The sequence below is a fragment of the Nocardia brasiliensis NBRC 14402 genome (assembly GCF_000308475.2).
In the GTDB taxonomy this organism is placed as follows: domain Bacteria; phylum Actinomycetota; class Actinomycetes; order Mycobacteriales; family Mycobacteriaceae; genus Nocardia; species Nocardia brasiliensis.
Genome location: NZ_BAFT02000104.1, coordinates 1 through 22,377, shown reverse-complemented (window position 1 = coordinate 22,377; position 22,377 = coordinate 1). Strand labels below are relative to the sequence as shown.

At 69.1% G+C, this 22,377-nt stretch carries 20 protein-coding genes; 10 read left to right on the top strand and 10 right to left on the bottom strand.

The features are described from left to right. Positions 1-9: 9 nt before the first annotated feature. From TY25_RS34860 to TY25_RS34850, 3 genes are all read left to right on the top strand, one after another. Positions 10-663 carry a HemK2/MTQ2 family protein methyltransferase gene (locus tag TY25_RS34860; RefSeq protein ID WP_042263767.1) on the top strand — a complete coding sequence of 218 codons (654 nt, stop codon included), beginning with the start codon at positions 10-12 and terminating at the stop codon, positions 661-663. Further along, positions 641-850, top strand: a complete 210-nt coding sequence (locus tag TY25_RS34855) for a CDGSH iron-sulfur domain-containing protein (protein WP_081869298.1) — start codon at positions 641-643, stop codon at positions 848-850. The genes TY25_RS34860 and TY25_RS34855 overlap by 23 nt, the downstream gene beginning before the upstream one ends. Before the next feature lie 78 nt (positions 851-928). Next, entirely contained in the window at positions 929-2,377 is a 1,449-nt protein-coding gene (locus TY25_RS34850; protein ID WP_081869297.1) for an FAD-dependent oxidoreductase, read from the top strand. A gap of 16 nt (positions 2,378-2,393) precedes the next feature. Here the strand turns inward: TY25_RS34850 and TY25_RS34845 are convergent, their stop codons facing one another. Beyond that, positions 2,394-2,603 (bottom strand): hypothetical protein, encoded by a 210-nt coding sequence (locus TY25_RS34845; protein ID WP_042263603.1) that lies wholly within the window; start codon positions 2,601-2,603, stop codon positions 2,394-2,396. 225 nt (positions 2,604-2,828) lie between these two features. On the opposite strand from TY25_RS34845, the gene TY25_RS34840 reads away from it, so the two are divergent. Then, positions 2,829-5,000 (top strand): catalase, encoded by a 2,172-nt coding sequence (locus TY25_RS34840; protein WP_042263601.1) that lies wholly within the window; start codon positions 2,829-2,831, stop codon positions 4,998-5,000. A gap of 200 nt (positions 5,001-5,200) precedes the next feature. Here the strand turns inward: TY25_RS34840 and ligA are convergent, their stop codons facing one another. Further along, positions 5,201-7,192 (bottom strand): NAD-dependent DNA ligase LigA, encoded by a 1,992-nt coding sequence (ligA, locus tag TY25_RS34835; protein ID WP_042263599.1) that lies wholly within the window; start codon positions 7,190-7,192, stop codon positions 5,201-5,203. Between the two features lie 185 nt (positions 7,193-7,377). Here ligA and TY25_RS34830 point away from each other — a divergent pair, with 185 nt between their 5' ends. From TY25_RS34830 to TY25_RS40990, 3 genes are all read left to right on the top strand, one after another. Next, a complete protein-coding gene (locus TY25_RS34830; protein WP_169744369.1) occupies positions 7,378-8,931 on the top strand; it encodes an acyl-CoA carboxylase subunit beta in 1,554 nt (517 codons plus the stop codon). A gap of 125 nt (positions 8,932-9,056) precedes the next feature. Next, positions 9,057-9,506: a DUF4189 domain-containing protein gene (locus TY25_RS40995; RefSeq protein WP_081869296.1), complete on the top strand. Its 450-nt coding sequence runs from the start codon at positions 9,057-9,059 to the stop codon at positions 9,504-9,506. A gap of 10 nt (positions 9,507-9,516) precedes the next feature. Further along, the gene (locus TY25_RS40990) at positions 9,517-9,951 is read left to right on the top strand and encodes a DUF4189 domain-containing protein (RefSeq protein ID WP_052383395.1); all 435 of its coding nucleotides are present in this window, start codon (positions 9,517-9,519) and stop codon (positions 9,949-9,951) included. A 13-nt stretch (positions 9,952-9,964) separates the two neighbouring features. On the opposite strand, the gene TY25_RS42995 is transcribed toward TY25_RS40990, so the two are convergent. After that, positions 9,965-10,153, bottom strand: coding sequence for a hypothetical protein (locus tag TY25_RS42995; protein WP_156055170.1), 189 nt, complete (start codon positions 10,151-10,153; stop codon positions 9,965-9,967). A 149-nt stretch (positions 10,154-10,302) separates the two neighbouring features. Beyond that, positions 10,303-11,718, bottom strand: a complete 1,416-nt coding sequence (locus TY25_RS40985; RefSeq protein WP_052383394.1) for a serine/threonine-protein kinase — start codon at positions 11,716-11,718, stop codon at positions 10,303-10,305. 395 nt (positions 11,719-12,113) lie between these two features. On the opposite strand from TY25_RS40985, the gene TY25_RS34810 reads away from it, so the two are divergent. Continuing rightward, a complete protein-coding gene (locus TY25_RS34810) occupies positions 12,114-13,466 on the top strand; it encodes an NAD(P)/FAD-dependent oxidoreductase (protein WP_042263597.1) in 1,353 nt (450 codons plus the stop codon). Positions 13,467-13,511: 45 nt separating this feature from the next. Here TY25_RS34810 and TY25_RS34805 read toward each other — a convergent pair whose 3' ends face one another. From TY25_RS34805 to TY25_RS34790, 4 genes are all read right to left on the bottom strand, one after another. Then, on the bottom strand, positions 13,512-14,285 hold the full coding sequence (locus TY25_RS34805) for a class I SAM-dependent methyltransferase (protein ID WP_226887320.1): 774 nt from the start codon (positions 14,283-14,285) through the stop codon (positions 13,512-13,514). A 110-nt stretch (positions 14,286-14,395) separates the two neighbouring features. Next, positions 14,396-14,707, bottom strand: a complete 312-nt coding sequence (locus TY25_RS34800) for a type VII secretion target (protein WP_042263593.1) — start codon at positions 14,705-14,707, stop codon at positions 14,396-14,398. A 30-nt stretch (positions 14,708-14,737) separates the two neighbouring features. Next, positions 14,738-17,266, bottom strand: a complete 2,529-nt coding sequence (locus TY25_RS34795; protein WP_042263591.1) for a WXG100-like domain-containing protein — start codon at positions 17,264-17,266, stop codon at positions 14,738-14,740. A 267-nt stretch (positions 17,267-17,533) separates the two neighbouring features. Beyond that, positions 17,534-18,469 (bottom strand): Sco1979 family transcriptional regulator, encoded by a 936-nt coding sequence (locus TY25_RS34790; RefSeq protein ID WP_042263589.1) that lies wholly within the window; start codon positions 18,467-18,469, stop codon positions 17,534-17,536. 378 nt (positions 18,470-18,847) lie between these two features. Between TY25_RS34790 and TY25_RS34785 the strand changes: the two genes are divergently transcribed. Then, positions 18,848-20,368 carry an FAD-dependent monooxygenase gene (locus TY25_RS34785; protein WP_042263587.1) on the top strand — a complete coding sequence of 507 codons (1,521 nt, stop codon included), beginning with the start codon at positions 18,848-18,850 and terminating at the stop codon, positions 20,366-20,368. A gap of 37 nt (positions 20,369-20,405) precedes the next feature. Here the strand turns inward: TY25_RS34785 and TY25_RS34780 are convergent, their stop codons facing one another. Beyond that, positions 20,406-20,633, bottom strand: a complete 228-nt coding sequence (locus TY25_RS34780) for a hypothetical protein (protein ID WP_146153968.1) — start codon at positions 20,631-20,633, stop codon at positions 20,406-20,408. A gap of 138 nt (positions 20,634-20,771) precedes the next feature. Here TY25_RS34780 and TY25_RS34775 point away from each other — a divergent pair, with 138 nt between their 5' ends. Continuing rightward, entirely contained in the window at positions 20,772-21,674 is a 903-nt protein-coding gene (locus TY25_RS34775) for a LysR family transcriptional regulator (protein WP_042263760.1), read from the top strand. 26 nt (positions 21,675-21,700) lie between these two features. Here the strand turns inward: TY25_RS34775 and TY25_RS34770 are convergent. Next, a partial coding sequence (locus tag TY25_RS34770; RefSeq protein ID WP_042263582.1) for an energy-coupling factor ABC transporter ATP-binding protein occupies positions 21,701-22,377 on the bottom strand: 677 nt, incomplete at its 5' end.

Here is a 22,377-nt window from a genome sequence, read left to right as displayed (position 1 = left end):
CTACAGGTGATGTTGATACGCACCCCCGGTGTCTACCGGCCACAGACCGATACCTGGCTTCTCGCCACCGCGCTGGCCGATGCCGCGCTGCCACCGGGCGGCCGGGTGGTGGACGTCTGTAGCGGCACCGGCGCGCTGGCCGTCCGCGCGGGTCTGGCCGGCGCGGCCGCGGTCACCGCTATCGATATCTCCCGCGCGGCGAGCATGTCCACCTGGCTCAATTGCCGGTTGCACGGTATCGACGTCGAGATACTGCGCGGCGATTTCGAGACCGCCTTGGCGAACCGGGAATTCGATCTGCTGCTGGCCAATCCCCCGTATGTCCCGGCCCCGTGCGAGCGGCCGGTCCGCGGCCGGGCGCGGGCCTGGAACGCTGGCACGGACGGTCGTTCGTTCCTCGACCGGCTCTGCGCCCGCGCCCCGGACCTGCTCGCCTTGCACGGCACCGCGTTGATCGTGCACTCGGTGGTCGCCGACCCGGACCTGACCATCACCCAATTGCGCCACGGCGGCCTGAAGGCGGCCGTGGTCGCCCGCACGACGATCCCGTTCGGACCGGTGATGCACCGATGCGCCGGACACCTCGTCGAGCAGGGCATGATCCAGCCGGGACAGCAGGACGAGGAATTGGTGGTGATCCGTGCCGACAAGACCCGAAAGTGACCGGCGGCGAATAACTTTCACCGACGACGGCCCGGCATTGATCGAGGGCCCGGTGGAGATCGTCACGACCGACGGCACCCGCATCGAGTGCGACCGCTTCCAGGTCGCCCTGTGTCTGTGCAAGCGCTCGAAGAACTACCCGCTCTGCGATACCAGCCACCGTAAACGGTTGCGCGGCACCTCATGAACACCGGTCCGCGGGCGGGCGTTTCGACGGGCGTGGTCCGGGCAATCGGCCGTCGTGACCTCCTTATGGCTAGACAACGTGCCCGCCAGAACGTATGCGCCGTTCGAACCGGGACGGTGGTTCGATCATGTGGTGGTCGGTGGCGGTCTCACCGGCGTCAGCACCGCACTGCTGCTCGCTCGCGGCGGTGACTCGGTCGCCTTGCTGGAGGCCCGCACGCTCGGTGCGGCCGCGACCGGCAACACCACCGCCAAACTGAGTCTGCTGCAGGGCACCCACCTCTCCAGCATCGCGAAGAAGCATGCCGCCGACACGCTGCGCGCCTACGTCGAGGCCAATCGGCAGGGCCAGCGCTGGCTGCTGGATTTCTGCGCCGACCATGGCATAGCCACCCAGCATGCGCCCGCTTTCACCTATGCGAGCACCCGCGCGAGCACCGCGCAGATCGAGGCGGAGCTCGCGGCGTGCCGCACCGCGGGACTCGACGCACACTGGGCCGAGGAACTGGATTTGCCGTTCCCTACCTACGGCGCGGTCCGCGTGGACGACCAAGCCCAGTTCGATCCGATGGCGGTGCTGCGCGGACTGGCCGACGAGGCCGAGCGGCAGGGCGCGGTGATCGTGGAGAACACCCGGGTGCTGACCGTCAACGGCGACACCGTCCGGACCGAGCACGGTGAGATCCGTGCCGGGACAATCGTTCTCGCGACCGGTACCCCGATCCTCGACCGCGGCGGGTTCTTCGCCCGGCTGGAACCGAATCGGTCCTACGCGTTGGCCTTCCGGGTGCCGGAGCCGATCCCGCACGGCATGTATCTGTCCGCGGACGCACCGACCCGTTCGCTGCGCTACGCGCCGCGCCCCGAGGGCGAGCTGCTGCTGGTCGGCGGCAACGGGCACGTCGTCGGGCGGGAGAAGCACACCCGGGCCCAGGTCGACGATCTCGTCGAATGGACGCGAACCTATTGGCCTGCAGCGGAATTGACGCACAGCTGGTCGGCGCAGGACTACTCGCCGATGGACGGGCTGCCCTACGTCGGCCCCCTGGTGCCGGGCAACGAGCACATTCTCGTGGCCACCGGTTACTCGAAGTGGGGCATGACCAACGGCGTGGCCGCGGCGCTCGCGATCGCCGGCCGGGCGTCGGGCACGCCGCCGGAGTGGGCGCGCACCCTCGAAGCGTGGCGGCCGCGGGAACTCAACGGGCTGGCCACGGCGCTCAAGACCAACGGCGGCGTCGGCCTGGCCATGACGAGCGGCTGGGCCCGCGCGGAGTTGCACGGCGACGGCGAGAAACCCGCCGAGGGCCACGGTCAGGTACGCCGCGCGGGTCTGCGGCCGGTGGGCACCTGCACGGTGGACGGCAAGACCACCGCGGTCTCGGCGGTCTGCCCGCACCTGTACGGGATCGTGCAGTGGAACGACGCCGAAAAGTCTTGGGACTGCCCGCTGCACGGCTCCCGATTCGCCCCGGACGGAAGGGTGCTCGAAGGACCCGCGACCCAGCCGCTGGCTGCGCGCGAGTGACGCCGCGCGGCCACGCTCACGCCGCGTCGGCGATCCGGCGCAGCTCCTCCTCGGTGCACAGCACGGTGACCGTGGCCGCCAGCACCGCCGACACGTCGACGCCCGCCGCCCGGGCCCCCGCGACCGCGCGCTTCAGCTCGTACAGGCTCGTCGGAGTTCGGTCGGTGTCGTACCCGATGATCGCCGCCTGCAGGGCGATCACCGCGGTGGAATGGCACTGGCTCATGTCGTCGTGTCCTGGATGGTATCGATGTCCGCCGTGCCGTCTCGGCCGCGAGATCACGTGCGGGGATGCGGAATCGGCCGATTCCGGTCATGAGACCAGGTTAGCGCCGCCGACCGACAAACCAGCGCGATCTTCCCCACCGCAACGAGACTGTTTGCTTCCTCATCAGCCGGGCATAGCGGTCGCGAGAGATCTTGCCCGCCCGACTGTAGGAGGTGTCCACGAATGCCCGGATCCACCCGACGTTCGAAGCCGAAATCGCAGCCTGTCGTACCGGGCGCGCCGGCCAGTGCCGCCCCCACGGTGGCCGAACCCACCCAGCCCCGCGAGCCGCTCCCGCCGAAGCCCGACCAGGCGGCGCCGCGGCCCAGCACGCCGACCGGAGCGGCGGTCGACGAGCCGGTCCGCGCCGCGGGCCAGCAGGGCGCCTTCCTGACCACCGCGCAGGGCGCCCGGCTCACCGACACGGACCACTCCCTGAAGGCGGGACCCCGCGGACCCGTACTCCTGCAAGACCACCATCTGCGCGAGAAGATCACCCATTTCGACCACGAGCGGATTCCGGAGCGGGTTGTGCACGCCCGGGGCGCGGCCGCGCACGGTGTGTTCACCGCCAACGGCGCCGCCACCAAGATCTGCAGTGCGTCGGTTTTCGAAAAGGACAAGCAGACACCGGTTTTCGTGCGTTTCTCGACGGTGCTCGGCTCGCGCGGCTCGGCCGACACGGTGCGCGACACCCGCGGTTTCGCCACCAAGTTCTACACCGACGAGGGCGTGTTCGACCTGGTCGGCAACAACATCCCGGTGTTCTTCATCCAGGACGGCATCAAGTTCCCCGACATCATCCACGCGGGCAAACCGCATCCGGACCGGGAGATCCCGCAGGCGCAGAGCGCCCACGACACCTTCTGGGACTTCGTCACCCTGCACACCGAAGCCACCGCGCACACCCTCTGGAACATGTCCGACCGTGGCATCCCTCGTTCGTACCGGATGATGGAGGGCTTCGGCGTCCACACGTTCCGGCTCGTCAACGCGCGCGGCAAGACGGTGCTGGTGAAGTTCCACTGGAAGCCCGCACTCGGCGTGCACTCGCTGCTCTGGGAAGAAGCCCAGATCGCCGCCGGTGTCGATCCGGACATGCACCGGCGCGATCTCGCCGACGCCATCGAGTCCGGCGCCTACCCGCGCTGGGATCTCGGGGTGCAGGTCTTTCCGGACACCGAGGAACAGACCTTCGAGGGCATCGATCTGCTCGACCCCACCAAGCTGGTGCCCGAAGAGCTGGCGCCGGTGCAGATCATCGGCACGATGACGCTCACTGCCAACCCGACCAACTACTTCGCGCAGACCGAGCAGGTCGCGTTCCACCCGGGCCACCTCGTGCGCGGTATCGACCACACCGACGACCCGCTGCTGCAGGGCCGCCTGTTCTCGTATCTGGACACCCAGATCTCCCGCCTCGGCGGTCCCAATTTCGCGCAGCTGCCGATCAATCGGCCGCATGTCGGCACGAACGATATGTTCCGCGACGGAATGCACCAGACCGCAATACATTCCGGGGTCGCGCCGTACCGGCCCAACAGTCTCGACGGTGGCTGCCCGTTCCTCGCCGGGAACAAGGACGCCGCCTTGATCGAATATCCCGAAGCCGTTGCGGGAAAGAAGGTCCGGGAGGCACCCCGGAGCTTCGACGATCACTTCAGCTCGGCTCGGCTCTTCTACGCCAGTCTCACCCCGATCGAGCAGGCGCACGTCGCCAAGGCCTACACCTTCGAACTCGGCAAATGCTACGAGAAGGCGATCAAACAGCGCGCCGTGACGGTGCTGCGCCAGATCGACGAGCAGTTGGCCGCGACGGTTGCGCAGGGACTCGGCCTGCCGCTGGACGGCAAACCGAGCAAGAAGGTCAAAGTCGCTGTGTCGCCCGCACTCTCACAACTCGGCGGCAAGTGGCCGACGGACGGGCGGATCATCGGCGTCTTCGCCGACGACACGACCGACCCGGCGGAGCTCGCCCGCACCGTCGCCGCGATCGCGGACCAGTCGATGACGCCCTTGGTCATCGCCCCGCACGGCGGCGAACTCGGCAAGGGCGCACGGCAGGTCCCCATTTCACGCACCCTGGATACCGCACGGTCCATCGAATTCGACGCCCTCCTCATCGCGGGCACCGCCGCGGATCTGCGCTTGCCGCTGCTGCTGCAAGAAGCACACCGCCACCTGAAGGCCATCGCCTACACCTCGGCGGGCACCGACGCGATCCGCTCGGCGGGCATCGCCGAGGATTCAGCCGGTGTGGCGGCGGCGGACACCATCGGCTCGGCCTTCGACGCGCTCACCGGACTCTTGCCGGAGCACCGAGTATGGGCGCGAGCCGGTGAATTCCCGCAGTGACGCGCTCAATCCGAATGCGTCACAACACTATCCGAGCCGATGAACCGGATCGCTGCGGAGCCGAGGGCGACCGGTAACCGCGCGTGCCCATTGGAGATGAAGCTGCCGACCGGCGCCAATGAGCTCGGCTCGACGGGCCGGGTAGCACGACCCCGGATGGATGGAACATTCGCGCCCGGGGACCGCCGCCGGGCGCGGCGTCAGACGATCTTGGCGTCGATCAGCAGGGTCCAAATCTTCCCCTGATCGACCACCTCGACCCCGAGCTTCTCCGCCTTGGTCAGTTTGCTGTCGCCCACGCCGGCCCCCGTGATCAGCAGGTCCGTGTTCGCCGAGACCGAGGAGGCCGCCGTCGCGCCCGCCTGTTCACATAGGCGTTGGAACGTCGGCCGGGCGACCTTCTCCCCCGAGCGCGGGTCGCTGATCGCGCCGGTGATCACCACGGTCTTGCCCGCCAGCGGTGCGCCCGCCGCGATCACCGGCGGCAGGTCCTCGGCGCGCACGTCCAGGGAGACGCCCGCCGCGCGCAACCGCTCCAGTTCGGGCCGCAGCCGGGTCAGGTGCGCGACCAGCGACGCGGCGACCTTCGGCCCGATGTCCTCCACCGCGACGAGGCGTTCCTCGCCCGCGTCGGCCACCTCTTCCAGCGAACCGAATCCCGCGCGCGCCAACCGCGCGGCGGTGCCGTCGGACGCCATCGGGATGGCCAGCCCGATGAGCGCACGGCGCAGGCCGACCTGTCTGCTGGTCTCGATCGAGTCGATCATGCGCTGGGCCGAGACCTCGCCGACGCGATCGAATTCGAGCAGCCGCTCCTTGGTGAGGGTGTAGAAATCCGACGGATTCTCCAGCATGCCCGCCTCGGCGAGACGCTCGATCCACACCTGCCCGATCGCGTCGATGTCGGCAGCCGCCCGCGAGGCCCAGTGGATCAGCCTGCGCACCGTCTGTGCCGGACAGGAAACGTTGGTGCAGAACAACTCCCGGCTGTTGCCCTGCTCGGTCACCGGCTGCCCGCAGGACGGGCAGCGGGTGGGCGGCACGATCTCGAGCTCCTCGCCCGTGCGTGCCGCGGCGTCGAGCACGCCCGCGACGAACGGGATCACATCGCCGGCGCGCCGCACCAGCACGGTGTCGCCGACCTTGATGTCGCGGGCCCGGATCACCTCCTGGTTGGCCAGCGTGGCCTTGGTGACCGTGGTGCCGCCGACGAACACCGGCTCCAGCCACGCGACCGGGACGATCTTGCCCGTCTTGCCGACGTCCCAGATCACCTCGCGCAGCAACGTGGTCTTCTCCTCCGCGGCGAACTTGAACGCCAGCGCGCCGCGCGGCGAGTTGGACCGGGTACCGGCCGCCGCGTAGGCCTCGCGATCGGCCAGTCGCAGCACCGCGCCGTCGAGGTCGTAGTCCAGTTCGTTGCGGCCCTGTTCGATCGCGGTGATCGCGGCCTGCGCCTGCTCGGCGTCGGCGCACAGGCGCATCTGCGCTCCGGCGACGCCCAGCGCGCGCAGGCCCTCCCCCAGATCGTCCGCGGCGCCGCCCTCGGAGGTGTCCAGATCGAATCCGAAGAATTGCAAGCGTCGTTCGGCGACGGTGGCCGGATCCTTGGCCCGCAGCGTGCCCGCCGCCGCGTTGCGCGGATTGATCAGTGGCTTGTCCGGATGGGCCGTGTTGTAGGCGAGGAAGGTCGAGCGCAGCATCACCGCCTCGCCACGCACCTCCACCCGCCCGGGCACCTCGATCCGCTCGGGCACGCCGTCGACCAGCGCGCGCACCAGCATCGTCACGTCGTCACCGGTGGTGCCGTCGCCGCGGGTCACGGCACGCTGCAGCCGCCCGTCCGTATAGACCAGCGACAGGGACAACCCGTCGAGCTTCGGCATCACCACCACCGCTTGGCCGGGGAACCGGTTGAAGAACGCCGCGACCTGTTCGGGTTTGGTCGCCTTCTCCAGTGAGAGCATCGGCCGCGCATGCCGGATCGGGGCGTGCAGCACCGCGGGTGCGCCGACCTGCTCCAGCGGGTTCGGATCGGGAGCCAGGTCGGGGTGCGCCTCGAGCAGCGCCCGCAACTCGTCCTCGATCGCGTCGTAGTCGGCATCCGCGACCAGCGGCGCGCCTTGGTAATAAGCGTCGCGCAGCGCCACGATGCGGTCCGCGAGCTCTTGGATACGTTCCCCAGTTTCCACAGCACCAGACGCTACCCATAACCACCGACAACACCGCGTTCCGACTGTTCGCGAGGCCATAGGAATCGGGTCGCGACTGTGACCTGTCCCGCATATGGGGGCCGATGGTCCGTGCCGGTGTCCACACCGCTTAACGTCGCGTCTGCACGACAGCACGACAGTTGGTGAGGAAGGTGGCGGCGAGCGTGGTGGATACCCAGGCGAAGCTGGATGAGTTGGTCAAGATCCTGGCGATCGCTGCGGAGCCGGCGGGCGAGGCCGGTATCGCCAAGCGGGAGAAGAAAAGTATTCCCAGCGTCCGGCAGCGAGTGCACATGCTGCTCGACCCCGGAACGTTCATCGAGACCAGCGCCTTGGCTCGGCAACCCGATCAGAAGGACGCGCTCTACGGCGACGGATTGGTCACCGGACGGGGGTTGATCGGCGGGCGGCCGGTGGTGGTGATCGCGCACGACCAGACCGTATACGGCGGCTCGGTCGGCATCACCTCCGCGCGAAAGTTCATGCGTGCGTTGCAGTTCGCGTTCGACAACGCCTGCCCGGTGGTGACCATCAACGACTCCGGCGGCGCGCGGATCCAGGACGCGGTGGGCTCGATCGCCTCGTTCGGCGACATCTCCCGGGTGCTGGAGAAACTGTCCGGCTATGTCCCGCAGGTCTCGATCATCCTCGGCAAGTGCGCGGCAGGCTCGGTGTACGGGCCGATCAACACCGACGTACTGATCGGCACCCAGGATTCCTACATGTTCGTCACCGGCCCGGAGGTGATCAAAGCCGTCAACGGCGAGGACATCACCGCCGAAGCGCTCGGCGGGGCGAAGGTGCAGGCCGAACGCGGCACCCTGCATCACGTGACCGAAACCGAAGAGCAGGCCTACGAGTGGGCCCGGCAGTACCTGAGCTATATGCCGACGAGTTGCCTCGAACAGCCGCTGATCGTGAATCCCGGCCTGGAGCCCGAGATCACCGCCACCGACCGGGAACTCGACACGATCATCCCCGACTCCGACCGGACCGGGTACGACATGCACGAGATCCTGCTGCGGATCTTCGACGACGGCGAATTCCACGAGATCCGTGCGGCGTTCGCGCCGAACCTGATCACCGGCTTCGCCCGGGTCGACGGCGTGCCGGTCGGCGTGATCGCCAATCAGCCTCTGGTACTGGGTGGTTCGATCGATGCCGCCTGCTCGGACAAGTCGACCTACTTCATCCGGCTGTGCGACGCGTTCAACATTCCGCTGGTGTTCGTCGTCGACACTCCCGGCGTGCTGCCCGGCCTCGAACAGGAGGCCAACGGCGTGATCATCCGCGGCGGACGCGTCCCGCGCGCGATCATCGAGGCCACGGTGCCGATCATCAATCTCGTGGTGCGCAAGTCCTACGGCGGGGCCTACGGCATGATGGCGGCCCGGCAGGTGGGCGCCGATATCAGCTTCGCCTGGCCGACGGCCCGGATCGCCGTGATCGGCGCGGAGAGCGCGGTCGATCTCATCGGCAAGCGGCAACTGGCGGCGGTGCCGGAAGAACAGCGGGCCGCCGCGCGCGAATTCATGGTCAACCACTACAACGAGACGATCGCGACACCGTGGATCGCCGCCGAACGCGGGTACATCGACGCCGTCATCGAACCTTCCCGCACCCGCCTGGAAATCCGGCACGCACTGCGCCTGTTGCGCGAAAAGCCCACGGTCAAGCCGGAATTCAACCCTCGCAAGCACGCCGTGTATCCGATGTGACACCGGTCGAATCGCAGGCTCCGGTGCGGGGCCTGCGATTCGATGCACGCGCTCGGGCTGGACAGTCGGCGCGATTACCGCAATGATCGCTCGGTACTTGCTGTCCGACCTCGGGGGTTGTTTGCATGTCTTCGATACGAAAATCCGCGCTGGCCATGGTGATTCCGATGGCTGGCGCGATCGCCGGCGCCGCGGCCGGGCCCGCGCACGCGGCGGGAAATCTCTACGGCGCGATCGCCGTCGGCACACATCAGATCGGCTACGTCACCGACTATCCGACCCAGGCGGCCGCGGACCAGGCCGCCAAGGACGCCTGCGGTGTCGCGTACTGCACGATCAAATTGCAGATCAAGAACAGTTGCGGCGCTGCGGCCCAATTCGATTCACGCGGGCTGTGGGGGCCGGTGACCACGTTTTACTACGGCACGGGCGCGACGGCCGCCGATGCCGAGCGCATGGCCCTCGCGCAGGTGCCCCATACCCCGTTCGGCACCATGATGGGCCTGGCCCTGGGTAGTTCGATGCACCTGGACCCGTTCATCCGGGCCACCGTCTGTACGTCGAACGCGGGATGAGGGCGAGCGCATGACGGTCTCGAGCAAATTCGCCGCGGTCATGGCCGTGTCCGCCGTCACCTGGGCCATCCTCGGCAGCGGTGCGGGCACCGCTACCGCGGCCGGAGATCTGTACGGATCCATCGCCGTCGCACCCATGAAAGTCGGTGAGGCCACCGACTATCCGACCCAATTCGAGGCGGACCAGGCGGCCCTGGCGGCCTGCGGTGACGGGGTGTGCCACATCGTGGCCCGGATCCACAACGAATGCGGCGCGGTCGCCGAAGTCGACGGGCGCACCCCGCTCGGCACCTCGCCCATGTACTTCGCGGGCACGGGCCGCACGGCGGCCGAGGCGGAGGGTAACGCGCTACGGCTCGCCGGCCCGAACGTCGGCACGCCGTTGCTGGAAATCGTGAAACCCGCCTTCATTCTCGACACCATCTGCACCTCGAACGCGGGCTGACGCCGCCCCGAGTTCACCCGGGCCACTGGTGAACTCGGGTCTGCGGCACCACCGGCGGCGCCTGCTGTTGCTGCGGCTGCGGCCGCTGCTGGACCGGCGGCGCCAGCACCGGCGGCGCCGGTTGCGCGGGTGACAGAGTGTCGCCGGACGGCGCGACATCGTCCGGCGGCGGGGCATCCGCGGGCAACGGTGCCGATGTCACAGCGACGGTAGTCGGTGTGAGCGTTGTTGCCGGAGTGGGCGGGTTCGACGTAGCCTGTTGCCGCACAACAGAGGTCGTCGCCCCCTGTCCAGGTGAGGCGTCGTCGCCGCGCACCGCGAACACCGCCCCGACGACCACGCCCACCCCGGTCACCAGCACCCCGGCCCCACCGCGATCCGCCGCCGCTTCCCCGAACCCCGCTCCCCCGACAGGGATTTCGCACCTCCGGGCGTCGCGGAGCGTGTCCCCTCCGGCAGCTGAGCCGCTGCCGCTCGACCGGCCCCATGCCGAACAGACGTCACCACCTCACCGCTCGGCGCGGATACCACCTGGGCGGCGCCATTGGCAACAGTCGGTGCCGACCGCGCCGCACCATCGCGGTCGGGTGAAACCGACGCTGCGGCACCGTGATCGACGGGCTCCGCCACCAGCGCATCGGTTCCGTCCAGCGGAGGCGCCACCGCCGCGTTTCCGATCACGGTCGGGGTAGTCCGAGCCAGGCCGTCATCGGCGGCCGCCCCGCCGAAGCGGTTGGCGACCGTCGGGGTCGATCGAGCCGATCCGTTGTCGCCGGTTCGCGGCTCCGCGTTCGCGGGGCGCGTAACCTGCGCGCCGTCGCCCGCTGCGAGAGGGACCGCATTCGAGCCGGACACGAAGGTTGCCGGTGCCGGTTCGTGGCGAGCGCTGCCGGAAAAAGGCCCCGGCCGTGGGGTTTCCACGGGCTGCGAGGTCGGGGCGAGGGCTTGGGCGGTTGCTTCGGCGAGAGCGGTGCAGCTGTCGTAGCGGTCCCGAGGGGACTTCGCCATGGCCGTGGCGATGACGGTGTCGAGAGCGGCGGGAAGTTCGGGCCGGCGCTCGCGCGGGGTGGGCGGTGGGGCGGCCAGGTGCGCGCCGATCACGGCCGCCTGGTCCTTGCGCGGGAACGGATGCTGTCCGGTCAACAGCTGAAAGAGGGTGCAACCCAGCGAATACACGTCGGCGCGATGATCGGCGACCGCGTCACTGAAACGTTCCGGCGCCGCGTACGCGAAGGTGGCGGCGATGCCGGACAACGTCACCGTGTCGTCGAGCGTGCGTGCGATCCCGAAATCGGTGAGCACCGCCCGTTCCCCGTGCCGGGCGTCGTGCTCGATGAGCAGGTTGGCCGGCTTCACGTCGCGGTGCAGGACCCCTTGTGCGTGCGCGTAGTCCAGCGCGTGCGCGGCGTCGGTGAGCAACCGCACGACTCGCTCCGGCGCGAGCCCGTCCGGATGACCGCCGAGCAGGCCCGCCGCGTCGCCGCCGTCGATGTAGCGCATCGCCAGCCACAGCGCCGGATCGTCGGCGGCACTGCGGTCGTAGACCGAGACGATGTTGGGGTGCTCCAGCCCCGCGGCCAGGCGCGCCTCCCGATCGAAGGCCGAGCGCGTCTTCCGGTCGGCGTGGAGACTGTCGGTGAGCACCTTCAGCGCCACCCGCCGCGGCATCCGCGGGTGCCGGGCCAGATACACGGTGCCCATTCCGCCCGCACCGAGCACCCGCTCGATGGTGAACCCGGCGAACCGAGTTCCCGGCTGCAAAACCACGACGTTCCTCCCCGGACACCTGACGGACCGGGCACCCGAATCCGTGCCACGACCCCGGAGAGAATCTAGCCGACGCCATGTCGCCGCGGAGCCCACCGGGCACCGGTGCCCGCCGCACGCATCAACCCACCGGTCCATCCCCCACCCCGTCCGGACACCTCCGGCACCCGGCCGCATCAGTGGCACGCGCACCACCCGCCGGGATGTTCCGGCCGATCGGATGACTCATTCAGCCGCTCGGCCCGGCCCCGAACCCCTTGTCCCGCAATACCGTTGCCTACGACCAGCGGGTTTCGTGCGGCCATCCCCCGGCACACGAGACCCCGGCGTCACGCCAGACGCCCTTATCGACAGGCTGCTGGCCGCCGAGACGAACGGAACGGAAACCAGCTCGAATGAGCAGTGCGACAGCAACGATCGAAAACACCGACCGCGCCGTGGTGATCGGCGCGAGCATCGCCGGACTGGCTGCCGCGCAGGCACTTTCGGACACCTTCGCGGAAGTCACGGTCGTAGAGCGGGATGTGCTCCCAGCCGGTGCCGGGCACCGGCGGGCCGTGCCGCAGGACAAGCACGTCCATTCCCTGCTCGCCGGCGGCGCGATCGCCCTCGAGCACCTGTTTCCCGGCTTCGGCGACGATATGGTGCGCGCCGGCGCCGTTCCGTTCTGGTCCGGTGTCCACTGGTACCTCGACGGACACCGCATCCAGGCGCCACCGCAACGTGGACGTGGTGTGGTGTCGAGCCGTGCCCTGCTCGAATCGATCGTGCGCGACCGGGTTGCCGTCCTGCCGAACGTCACGTTCGTGGACAACTGTGCCGTGCTGAATCCGGTCACGACGACGGACCGACGCCGCGTGACCGGTGTGCTGCTGGCATCGCAGGCACGCGGCGGCACGCCCACCCTGCTGCCGGCCGATCTCGTGGTGGACGCGAGCGGCCGGGGCGGTCGGTCCGCCATCTGGTTGGCGGAGCTCGGCTTCCAGCCGCCGCGGGAATCCAAGATGACCGTCGACACGACCTATGTGACACGCTCGTACCGACGCGAGCCACAGCACTTGAACGGCCGGCCCGGCACCATTGTCAGCCCGTTTCCCGGGTCACCACGCGGCGTGTTCCTGCTCGCCCAGGAGAACGACGAATTCATCTTCACCATCGGCGGCCTCTTCGGCGCACAACCGCCGCTGGACGACGACGCCCTCCTGGCTTTCGCGCAGTCGCTGCCCACCGACGATTTCGCGGACTTCCTGCGCACCGCGACGCGTATCAGCGATCCGGTCAAGATGCGTTACCCGGCCAGTGTCCGCCGCCACTACGAAGAACTCGACGAGTTCCCGGCCGGATATCTGGTCCTCGGCGACGCGGTGTGCAGCTTCAATCCGGTGCACGGGCAAGGCATGTCGATGGCCGCCAGGTCGGCCGTGATCCTGCGTGAGCTACTCGAAGCGGGCCCGAACGATCTGGCACAGCAGTTCTTTCGCGCGGTCGCCGACCCCGTCGAGGCCGCTTGGACATTCGCGACCAGGATGGATTCGCGGTTCCCGGCGTCGGGTGTCGCACCGACCCTCGAGAGCAGAGTGCTCGACCGTTATATCGCACGCATGGCGCGGGCGGCCGCGACCGACGACCTGGTGGCAGCGGCCGTCGTCAGCGTGCTCCAACTGACCGCAACCCCGGACACGCTCCTCGCTCCCGCGGTGCTGGGACGGGTGTTGCGACATATGAGCAACATCGCACTGGTTCGGTGAAACGCTCTGCGCTCGTTCAGGATCCGCTTTCCGGAGCGGTCTCGGTCACGTGCACAGCTGCCGGACGCGTAGCACGCCCGTCAGCAGCGGAAGGACGAACTCGGCACTGCTCGTCTCCGGTGTGCTCGCGAGGAACGCGCGGATGCGGCCGAGGGCGTCCGCGCGTTCCGGTTCCGGCATGACGAGCATGCCCGCGCGCGTCGCCAGCGTCGCGACGAGGGCGTCGGCCGTGCGCCGCTGGCCGTGCGGAAACTCGGACTGCTCCGGCGCACCGAATCGCGCGGGCAGGGCCGGGCCGGGCAGATGCAAGGTCGCGGTGGCGGCCCGCCAGCTGGTGCGGGTGTCCCGCGGGCCGATCGCGGCGGCGCCACCGACCTTTTCGAGTCCGGCCACCCAATCGACCCGGTCGTCCATGACGTTCCACAGTCCGGCCAGAATGCCGCCGGGCACGAGGACCCTGGCTATTTCGGGACCCGCGACACCCATATCGAACCAATGCATGGCATTACCGGCCAGCACCGCGTCGACGGAGGAGTCCGGCAGCGGAATCGACTCGGCGCTGCCCGGCAGCGCACGGACGGAGGGCAGGGCACGGCGCAATTCGGCCAGCATCGCCGGATCGGGTTCCACCGCGACGACATCGGCGTCCAAGGTTGTCAAAGTGCCGGTCAGCTTGCCGGTTCCGGCTCCGAGGTCCAGCACCCGCAGCCCGGGCGCGTGTTCCAGCGCCCAACGCACCGCGGCGGGCGCGTAGTCCGGGCGGTGCGCCGCGTACGCCTGCGCGGCCGCGCCGAACGACGAGGCATGCACCCTCCGCACGTCCTGCTCCACACCGTCACCCTAGCTGCAGCGCGGATACCACGCCGCCGCAATGACATCGGTCCGCCCGGAGAACAGCGCCTACCGATGCACTGTGCGTTCCGGCCCGGTCAGCGGCCCGCGTTCGCCGCGTCCATCGCGTCCATCTGGTCGGCGGCGTTCCGCTGGCCGGTGGCGTAATCGGCGAAGGTGGTGGACATCTGATCGATCGCCGCGAGCAGGTTCGCTCTGGCGGCGAGGTAGCCCTTGTCCCCCTGGGCGAACTTGTTGCCGAAACTGTCCTTGCCCCACGGGGTACCGGAACCGGCCACCGTGGCGCGAAGGGTGCCCAGCGTCCGCGAGATGCTGTCGTGGATCCGATCGCAGTCGCCTGCGGCCCGGCGCAACTGGTTCGTGTCGACCTCGACCTTGTCGGCCACCATTGATCCCTCTCCATGTGATCACGAGTTCGTTCAGAGCTTGAAAGGCACGTCCACCGGCGGTTTTTCGTCGTCTGTGCCGGGTACTGCGTCGTCGGGCGCGGTCTGTTCGAGCACCCACACCGAGCTGTCCGGCGCCTCGGGGCCGTGGAACGGCCGCGGCAGCGGAGCCCAATGCGGCAGCTGTTTCGGCCGGGTCTTGCTCTTCATGTCCTTGCCGGGTCCGAGGAACGGCTCCTGTGCTGCACTGCCCGGGTTGCCCTGCGTGCCGGGGTTGTTCGTGCCACCACCCGGCGTGGCACCACTCCGGCCGGACGGCGGGCCGGTGATCGAGGAGCCCGCATTGGACGACCCATCGGAACCGTTCGAATGCTGACCGGCCGATCCGCCCTGCACCGAACCACCCTGCACGGATCCGCCCTGCACCGAACCGCCCGGAACAGGGCTGCCCGCAGGCGATCCGGTGCCCGCCGTGGCGGCGCGCCCGGGTGACGCCGGTGCACTCCCGTCCACTACCGAGCCGTGACTGCTCGGCGGCCGCCAACCGCCGTCGACCGAGGACTGCCACGAGGTGGGTGGCACAAAACCATTACGCCCCGAAGACCCTGCGGTGCTGTTGGATCCATGCACCGACGACTGACCGCCACCGCCCGTGCCCGCAGAACCGCCACCGGCAGACCCGTGCACGGACGGCTGACCATTACCACCTGAGACCGCAGAGCCACCCCCTGTTGACCCCTGCACGGACGACTGACCGCTACCGCCTGAGACCACGGACCCGCCACCGTTGGACCCGTGCACCGACGCCTGACTACCGCCACCAGAAACCACGGAACCACCACCGGTGGACCCGTGCACGGATGCCGGGCCACTGCCGAGGGACTCCCGCGCCGAATGGATGGGATCCCGCGCGGTGTGGAACGACTGCCCTTCGCTGTCGACCGTCGCCCGGCCGGTGTGACCGGTGTGAAAAGGCCGTCCGTCGCTGTCGAGGGTGCCGCGGCCGTCGCTGTGCACGGACCGGCCGTCACCGTCCGCGCTCGCGCGACTGTTCGTCTCGCCCCGCACCGACGTGCCGTCGGCCGGATGGACCGCGGGCGGTCCGCCCTGCGAGCCGCGCACCGACGGCTGCGAATGCTGCGATCCGACTGCGCTTTCGGTCACCGAGCGCGCCGGATCCGTGCCGTGCGAACTGCCGCCGGCACCGGACGAACCGGCCGCCCGCGAGCCGCCGCTGCTGCCACCGTTGTGCGAACCGCCTTGTGTCCCTTGACCACTGGTGCCCACCGGCCCACCGGTGACCGATGTGGCGTGGCTCCCCCCGGTACCGTTGCGCTGCGAACCCCCGTGTGTCCCTTGACCGCCCGACACCGACGACCCCTCCGTGGTCGAACCGGCACGGCTACCGCCGTTTCCGTTCAAGGACCGCAACGGAATGGACGATCCGCCGGACCCGCGGCTCGAGCCGTCGTGCACCGACGAACCCCCGCGACTCGCCGCGTCGGACGCCGGGCTGCGCGGAGCGCCGGGCTTGTGCATCCACAGCGGGTACCGCACATCCGACGACGAGATCGGGCTCGACTTGGCGAAAGCGCCGCGCGCACCGCCGACGAGCCCGCCACGCGCGATACCGCCGACCCACCCGTTCGGGGACGCGAACGACGACCAGTCCCCGGTCGCCACCCCCACCGCGAGATTGCCCGTCGCCGAGCCCACCACGCCGGACGCCGCGCCGATGAACGCACCCCGTCCGGTGCGGCCCCACACGTTGTCCAGCGAGCGCGCCCCGAACTTGTCGATCCCCCGGCCGAGGTAGCGCGCGAACTCGCGCGAGGGCAGGGTACTCGCCACCGAGGCGAACACCGATACGCCGAATTCCTTGCCGTCGAAGTGCCGCCGCTTCCCGTCCGCCATCTGACCGAGCTGTACGGCCGCGTTCAGTCCCCCTGAAGTGAGGGCGCTTTCGCCGACCTTCACCGTGTAGACGCCCCAGCCCTTCGCGGTCGGCAGCACGAAACGCCCACCCGCCAACGACTTCCAGAAGTACCGCTTCTCGGCCGAGGCGCCCAATTTGCGCGCCAATCTGGTGATCGCGTTCTGCACCATGTCCTCGAACACCCGCAGGAACGAGCGGGTGTAACTGACCGCCGCGGCCTCGACCGCGGGCGCGGTCGGCGGAAACAGCCAGGCCCACAGGATTTCCATGGCCAGCCAGCACAGCGAGATGATGATGGTCAATTTGGTCGCCTGCAGCTGGGTGCCCAGATCGAAGGTCGAGTCCGAGATCTGCTGTAGCAGTTGCGCCAGCGACTCCAAGGACTGGTCGCCACTGCGGAGCCCGTCGAAGAGCCGCCCCATCGCCTCGCTCGCCGCGCCCTGTGGATAGGCGAGCATCGTGTCCTTCTCGGCCGCATCGATCTGCGAAAGTTGGGCCTGTAGTTCCTCGCTCGCGGTTTTCCAGGCCGCGGCGATCGCCCACATGGCATCCTCGTCACCGTCGGGCCAGCTCGATCCGGCGATCCAGCCGAGCCAGCGGAGTTCCTCCGGGAGATACAAACTCATCAGACCCGCTCCGCCCCGTCCACGCTGCGACCATCAAACCCACAGCGCCCCAGCACATCTGACCGCTCACCTACACAAGCAAGCAGTCAGCCGGGCCGCCGCAGTCCACGATGACGCACACCGCACCCCCACCACTACCCCCCGCCCCACCTCGTCTCCACAATTTCACCCACCGGTCACCGGCGCGCGTTGTGGACGTTCCCGGGAGGGATGGTCAGCCCGCCTTCCTCGCCGAGGCCGCCTAGGCGGCGCAGCCGCGGACAGGACTCAGAGTTCGGCCGCCGCGGCGATCATGAGGTCCCGAGATCGCTGCGGGGTTTCGGCTTGCACGGCGAGCCGGTCCATCACTTCGCGGTAGAGCCGGACCTCTTCCGGGCGATCCAGATAGAGGGCGGTGGTGAGCTGTTCCAGATAGACGATGTCGGGCAGCTCACGCTCGGCGAAACGCAGCATCGTGAACGAGCTGCCCGCCGCCGCGTTCGCGCCGGTCCGGTAGGACAGCACCTGGATCGTCACACTCGGCTTGGCCGACATCTCGATGAGGTGCTCGAGCTGCGCGCGCTGCACGTGCCTACCGCCGACCGGGCGGTGCAGCACGGCCTCGTCCAGCACCGCCCACAGCATCGGCCCGCCGGGCACGTCGAGGATCTCCTGGCGTTTCGTGCGCAGCTCCACCCGGCGCGCCGCCTGTACATCGATGCGCTGGCCAGAGCCGCGCCGTTCGGCGCGCCGCACGGCTTCGCTGTTCTGGTGGCCTACCGCGACGACGGCCGCGGCGTAGTCCTCGGTTTGCAGCAGGCCCGGAACCAGTTGTCCCTCAAAGGTTCTGATCGTGCGAGCCGCGCCCTCGAGGCCGATGTAGGTCTCGAACCATTGCGGCAGCAGATCGCTGTACCGGTGCCACCAGCCCGGCTGGTTCGCTTTGCGCGCCAGATCGACGAACTTGTCACGCTGCTCGGTGTCGGTGACCCCGTACAGGCCCAGCAGGTCGACGATGTCGCGTTCTTTGAAGCCGGTCCGGCCGAGCTCGAGCCGGCTGATCTTGGCGTACGAGCCACGGATGTGATCCGCCGCGACCTGCGGCGTGATGCCTCGGGCTTCGCGCAATTTGCGCAGTTGACCGCCCACTGCGATCCGCAGAGCCGTCGGACCGCGTTCGGCGACACTGGAATCGACGCCGATGCGGATCGGTTCTGCGGCCATGAGCTTCTACTCCGATGTTGGAAACCACCGACGGCGCGCGCGCCCGTTACCGTCGCAAACAACACCGTATCCACGCCGATCATAGCTTTTTACGGCTCATACTGGTACTTCCCGACGGTTCCACGCCGGAACCCACTGCCGAGATCTGGCACCGAGCGCTGGCCACGGATGCCGCCAGCTACTCACTGGACAACAGGGGGCCAGGACGGGACACAACGCGGCCTCGCGTACCGTGTGGAGGATTTTGCGGGAAAACGGAGAGTAGTCGATCCCTTCCCTTCTCAACATATAGCTCACCGGGGCCCTTGCGGCAAGACCCGGGGTGTGCCGCAGAATTGCCGAGCTCAATCATCAACTGCGGACTTTTGGGAGTAATGCGTGACCGACATCGACGTGATCATCGTGGGCGCCGGGCCGACCGGCCTGACGCTGGCCGCCGAATCGAGCCTGGCCGGTATCCGGCCGCTGGTGCTGGAGAAGCACCTGGCACCCCGAGACGTCCCCAAGGCCAGCGGCATCGCCGGCCAGATCCTGGACGTGCTGCGCTACCGCGGCATCCTCGACCGTTTCGAGGCCGCGAGCGGCAACCCGCATATCGCCGCCCGGTTCCCCTTCGGCGGAACCCATTTGGACTTCACCGAGCTGTCCGATCCACCGCTGCGCGCGGTGCCGCTGCCGCAGATGGAGATCGAGCGCCTGCTCGCCGAGCGCGCCGGTGAGCTCGGCGCCGAGATCCGTCGCGGCCACCAGGTGGTCGGACTGCGCCAGGACGAGGCCGCGGTCACCGTGGAAGTGCGTGGCCCGGACGGGCCGTACGAGCTGACCGCGCGATACCTGGTGGGTTGCGACGGCGGCCGCAGCGGCATCCGCGAGCTCGCCGGTATCGGGTTCCCCGGCACCACCTACCCGGAGGTGAATCGCGTTGCCCAAGTGTCCGTAGGGGATTCGGTCACGGTGCACGACAACGGCGATATCGAGGTCCCCGGACTCGGCCGGTTGCCCTTCGGGTTCAACCGGACCGACCGCGGCATGTTCGCGTTCGCGCCCAATCCGGGCGGACTGTTCCTGCAGACCGTCGAGGACGACACCACCGACTATGACGACGACGAGCCGCTGACCCTCGCCGAACTCGCCGACAGTGTGCGGCGGGTGCTCGGCGTCGACCTGCCGATGTCGGATCCGAAGCGCCTGTCCCGCTTCACCTTCAAGGATCGGCAGGCCGAAACCTACCGTGCCGGGCGCGTTCTGCTGGCCGGTGACGCGGCACACCTGCTGCCCGCCACCGGCACCGCGCTCAACGTCGGCATGATCGACGCGGTCAACCTGGCCTGGAAACTGGCCGCCGACGTGCAGGGCTGGGCGCCGGCCGGACTGCTGGACACCTACCACGAGGAACGTCATTTCGCCGGGGCGCGGGCTCGGTTGCAGACCCGGGCACAGGTCGCGCTGCGCCGCGGTCAGGACGAGGCCGCAGAGGCGCTGCGCTCGGTGTTCCAGGAAATACTCGGCGACGAACCGGCCCTGCGCCGCATCGGAGCCATGGTCGGCGGCACCGACATTCGCTACCCGATGCCCGGCGACCATGTCCTGACCGGCACCTTCGTCCCCGATCTCGCCCTGCACACCGACCGCGGCGCGACGAGCGTCGCCGGGCTGATGCCCGGCGGGCGGCCGGTACTGCTCGTCCTGGCGGAGCGGCCCGAGTTCGCCGAGATCGGCCGGAAGTGGCTGCACCGCATCGAGATTCAGGCCGCCAAAACGGACCGGCAGCCGGCCGACGCGCTACTGATCCGCCCGGACGGCCACATCGCCTGGGCCGCGGGGGTTGGCGAACCCGCCGACACCGCCGCACCGAGCCTGCACGAGGCGTTGACGCACTGGTTCGGCGCCGCCGCCTGATCGGTTCGCCCGCAGCTGAGTCGCCGGACCCGTGCGTCTACTGGTCCGGCGACTCACCCTCCGACCAGCCCGATCCAGGTATCACCAAGAGCCCGAGACCGGCAAGCAAGAGCAACACCGCCAGCAGCTGCTGCCCAGCCAGCAATGCGAGCGCGGCCGAGAACAAGGCACGGCGGCCGAAGACCCGGAGTAGTCGCACGACGTCGGTATCGAGCTCGTCCGGCGCATGCCCCAGTTCGCCAGGGTTCGCAACAGGTTTAGTCACCACGCCAACTCGATTCCGTCTCGCATCCGTCTGCGGCGTGAAATCAGCACGCCAGACACCTAGCGTCGCCCACCGGGCTGATCACCCACAATGCGCAATCCACGCATGCAGCCTCAGGCAGCGCCTTAGGCTGAAGTGGTGCACTACGACCTGGTCGATTTGCGGCTGTTCCTCGACGTCGTCTCGGAAGGGTCCATCACGGCGGGCGCGCAGCGGATGCATCTGAGCCTGCCATCGGCCAGCGCGCGGATCCGCGCGCTGGAACATCAGGCCGGGTTACCGCTGCTGATCCGTGGCCGTCGCGGCGTCCGCCCGACTCCGGCGGGTAGCACGCTGGCAAGGCATGCGCGGGAGGTGCTGCGGCAGACCGCGCGGCTGGACAGCGCTCTGGCCGGTTACACGAGTTCACCCGAAGTCGCGCTCACCCTGTTGAGTGGCGGCGGCGCGATGCATCAGATCGTGCCGCGGGCCTTGATCTCGTTCCTGCGCGCGCAGCCCGGCATCGATGTCGTTGTCGCGGAACGTCGTACCCCGCAGATGGTCCGGATGCTCACCGACGGCGCGGCCGATCTCGGCATCGTGATCGGCAACGAGGCAGGCGATTGCGGGCTGACGGTCGAACCGCTCTGCGACGGTTCGCTCGTGGCGATCGGACAGGCGGGCGGAATCCTCACGGGCAGAACGATGCTGACTTTCCGGGAGGTCGCCGAGCATCCCCTGGTCGGTCTGGATACCGGCTCGTCGCTGCAGCAGTGGATCGAACAGCACGTCGGGGTGCAGGGCGGTCCGCTGCCCCGCTACCGCACCCGCGTCGCCAACCTCACCACCGTCATCACGCTGGTCGCCGCGGGCGTCGGCCTGGCCATCGTGCCGCGCAACGCGATCCACGCCGACCGCACCCTCGACGTGTGCGAGCTGTCCGACGCCTGGTCCCACCGCCACCACTTGATCGCCTGGGGCAGTAAGGCCGACCCCTCCTCTCCCGCCCTGACCGCACTCGCCGACCACATCCGCCGGGCTGCCGCCCCACAGACAGCCTGACCGCGGCGGCGCGGGCACCGTCCGCGTCAGCTGAGGCGGTGGGCGGCAAGGAGTTCCGCGTCGGCGAGAACACTGTCGATCGGACCGTCGGCGACGATCCGGCCCCCGTCGAGGATCACGGCGCGGTCGCAGACGCGGTGGGCGTAAGGCAGGTCGTGGGTGACCATGAGCAGCGTGGTGGGCAGGTTGAGCAGGATCTCGGCGAGTTCGCGGCGCGCGACCGGGTCGAGGTTGGCGGCGGGCTCATCGAGGACGAGAACGTCAGGACGGCATGCCAATACGGTGGCCAAGGCGGCGCGACGGCGTTCGCCCAGGGAGAGCCGCGCCGGTGAACGCTGCGCCTGATCGGTCATCCCGACCGCCACGAGCGCGTCCCGGACCCGCTCGGCGAGCGCCGCCCCGCGCACGCCGAAATTGGCCGGTCCGAAGGCGATATCCTGCGCGACGGTCGGCATGAACAGCTGGTCGTCCGGATCCTGGAAGACCACGCCCACCCGTTCCCGGATGGTGCGCACGGTCTCGCGGCCCAAACGTGTTCCGCCGATGTGAACTTCACCAGATGCCGCGAGGAGCACGCCGTTGAGGTGCAGCATCAGCGTCGACTTCCCCGCACCGTTGGGTCCGAGCACCGCGACACGTTCACCTTGGGCGACCTCGAGATCTACCCCATGCAGTGCCGCGGTGCCATCCGGGTACGCGAACC

Excerpts from the sequence above, each read along its gene's own strand:
- TY25_RS40990 (WP_052383395.1), top strand. The coding sequence starts at position 9,517 with ATGACGGTCTCGAGCAAATTCGCCGCGGTCATGGCCGTGTCCGCCGTC.
- TY25_RS34810 (WP_042263597.1), top strand. The coding sequence starts at position 12,114 with ATGAGCAGTGCGACAGCAACGATCGAAAACACCGACCGCGCCGTGGTG.
- TY25_RS34800 (WP_042263593.1), bottom strand. The coding sequence starts at position 14,707 with ATGGTGGCCGACAAGGTCGAGGTCGACACGAACCAGTTGCGCCGGGCC.
- TY25_RS40995 (WP_081869296.1), top strand. The coding sequence starts at position 9,057 with ATGTCTTCGATACGAAAATCCGCGCTGGCCATGGTGATTCCGATGGCT.
- TY25_RS34795 (WP_042263591.1), bottom strand. The coding sequence starts at position 17,266 with ATGAGTTTGTATCTCCCGGAGGAACTCCGCTGGCTCGGCTGGATCGCC.
- TY25_RS34840 (WP_042263601.1), top strand. The coding sequence starts at position 2,829 with ATGCCCGGATCCACCCGACGTTCGAAGCCGAAATCGCAGCCTGTCGTA.
- TY25_RS34790 (WP_042263589.1), bottom strand. The coding sequence starts at position 18,469 with ATGGCCGCAGAACCGATCCGCATCGGCGTCGATTCCAGTGTCGCCGAA.
- TY25_RS34860 (WP_042263767.1), top strand. The coding sequence starts at position 10 with ATGTTGATACGCACCCCCGGTGTCTACCGGCCACAGACCGATACCTGG.
- TY25_RS34845 (WP_042263603.1), bottom strand. The coding sequence starts at position 2,603 with ATGAGCCAGTGCCATTCCACCGCGGTGATCGCCCTGCAGGCGGCGATC.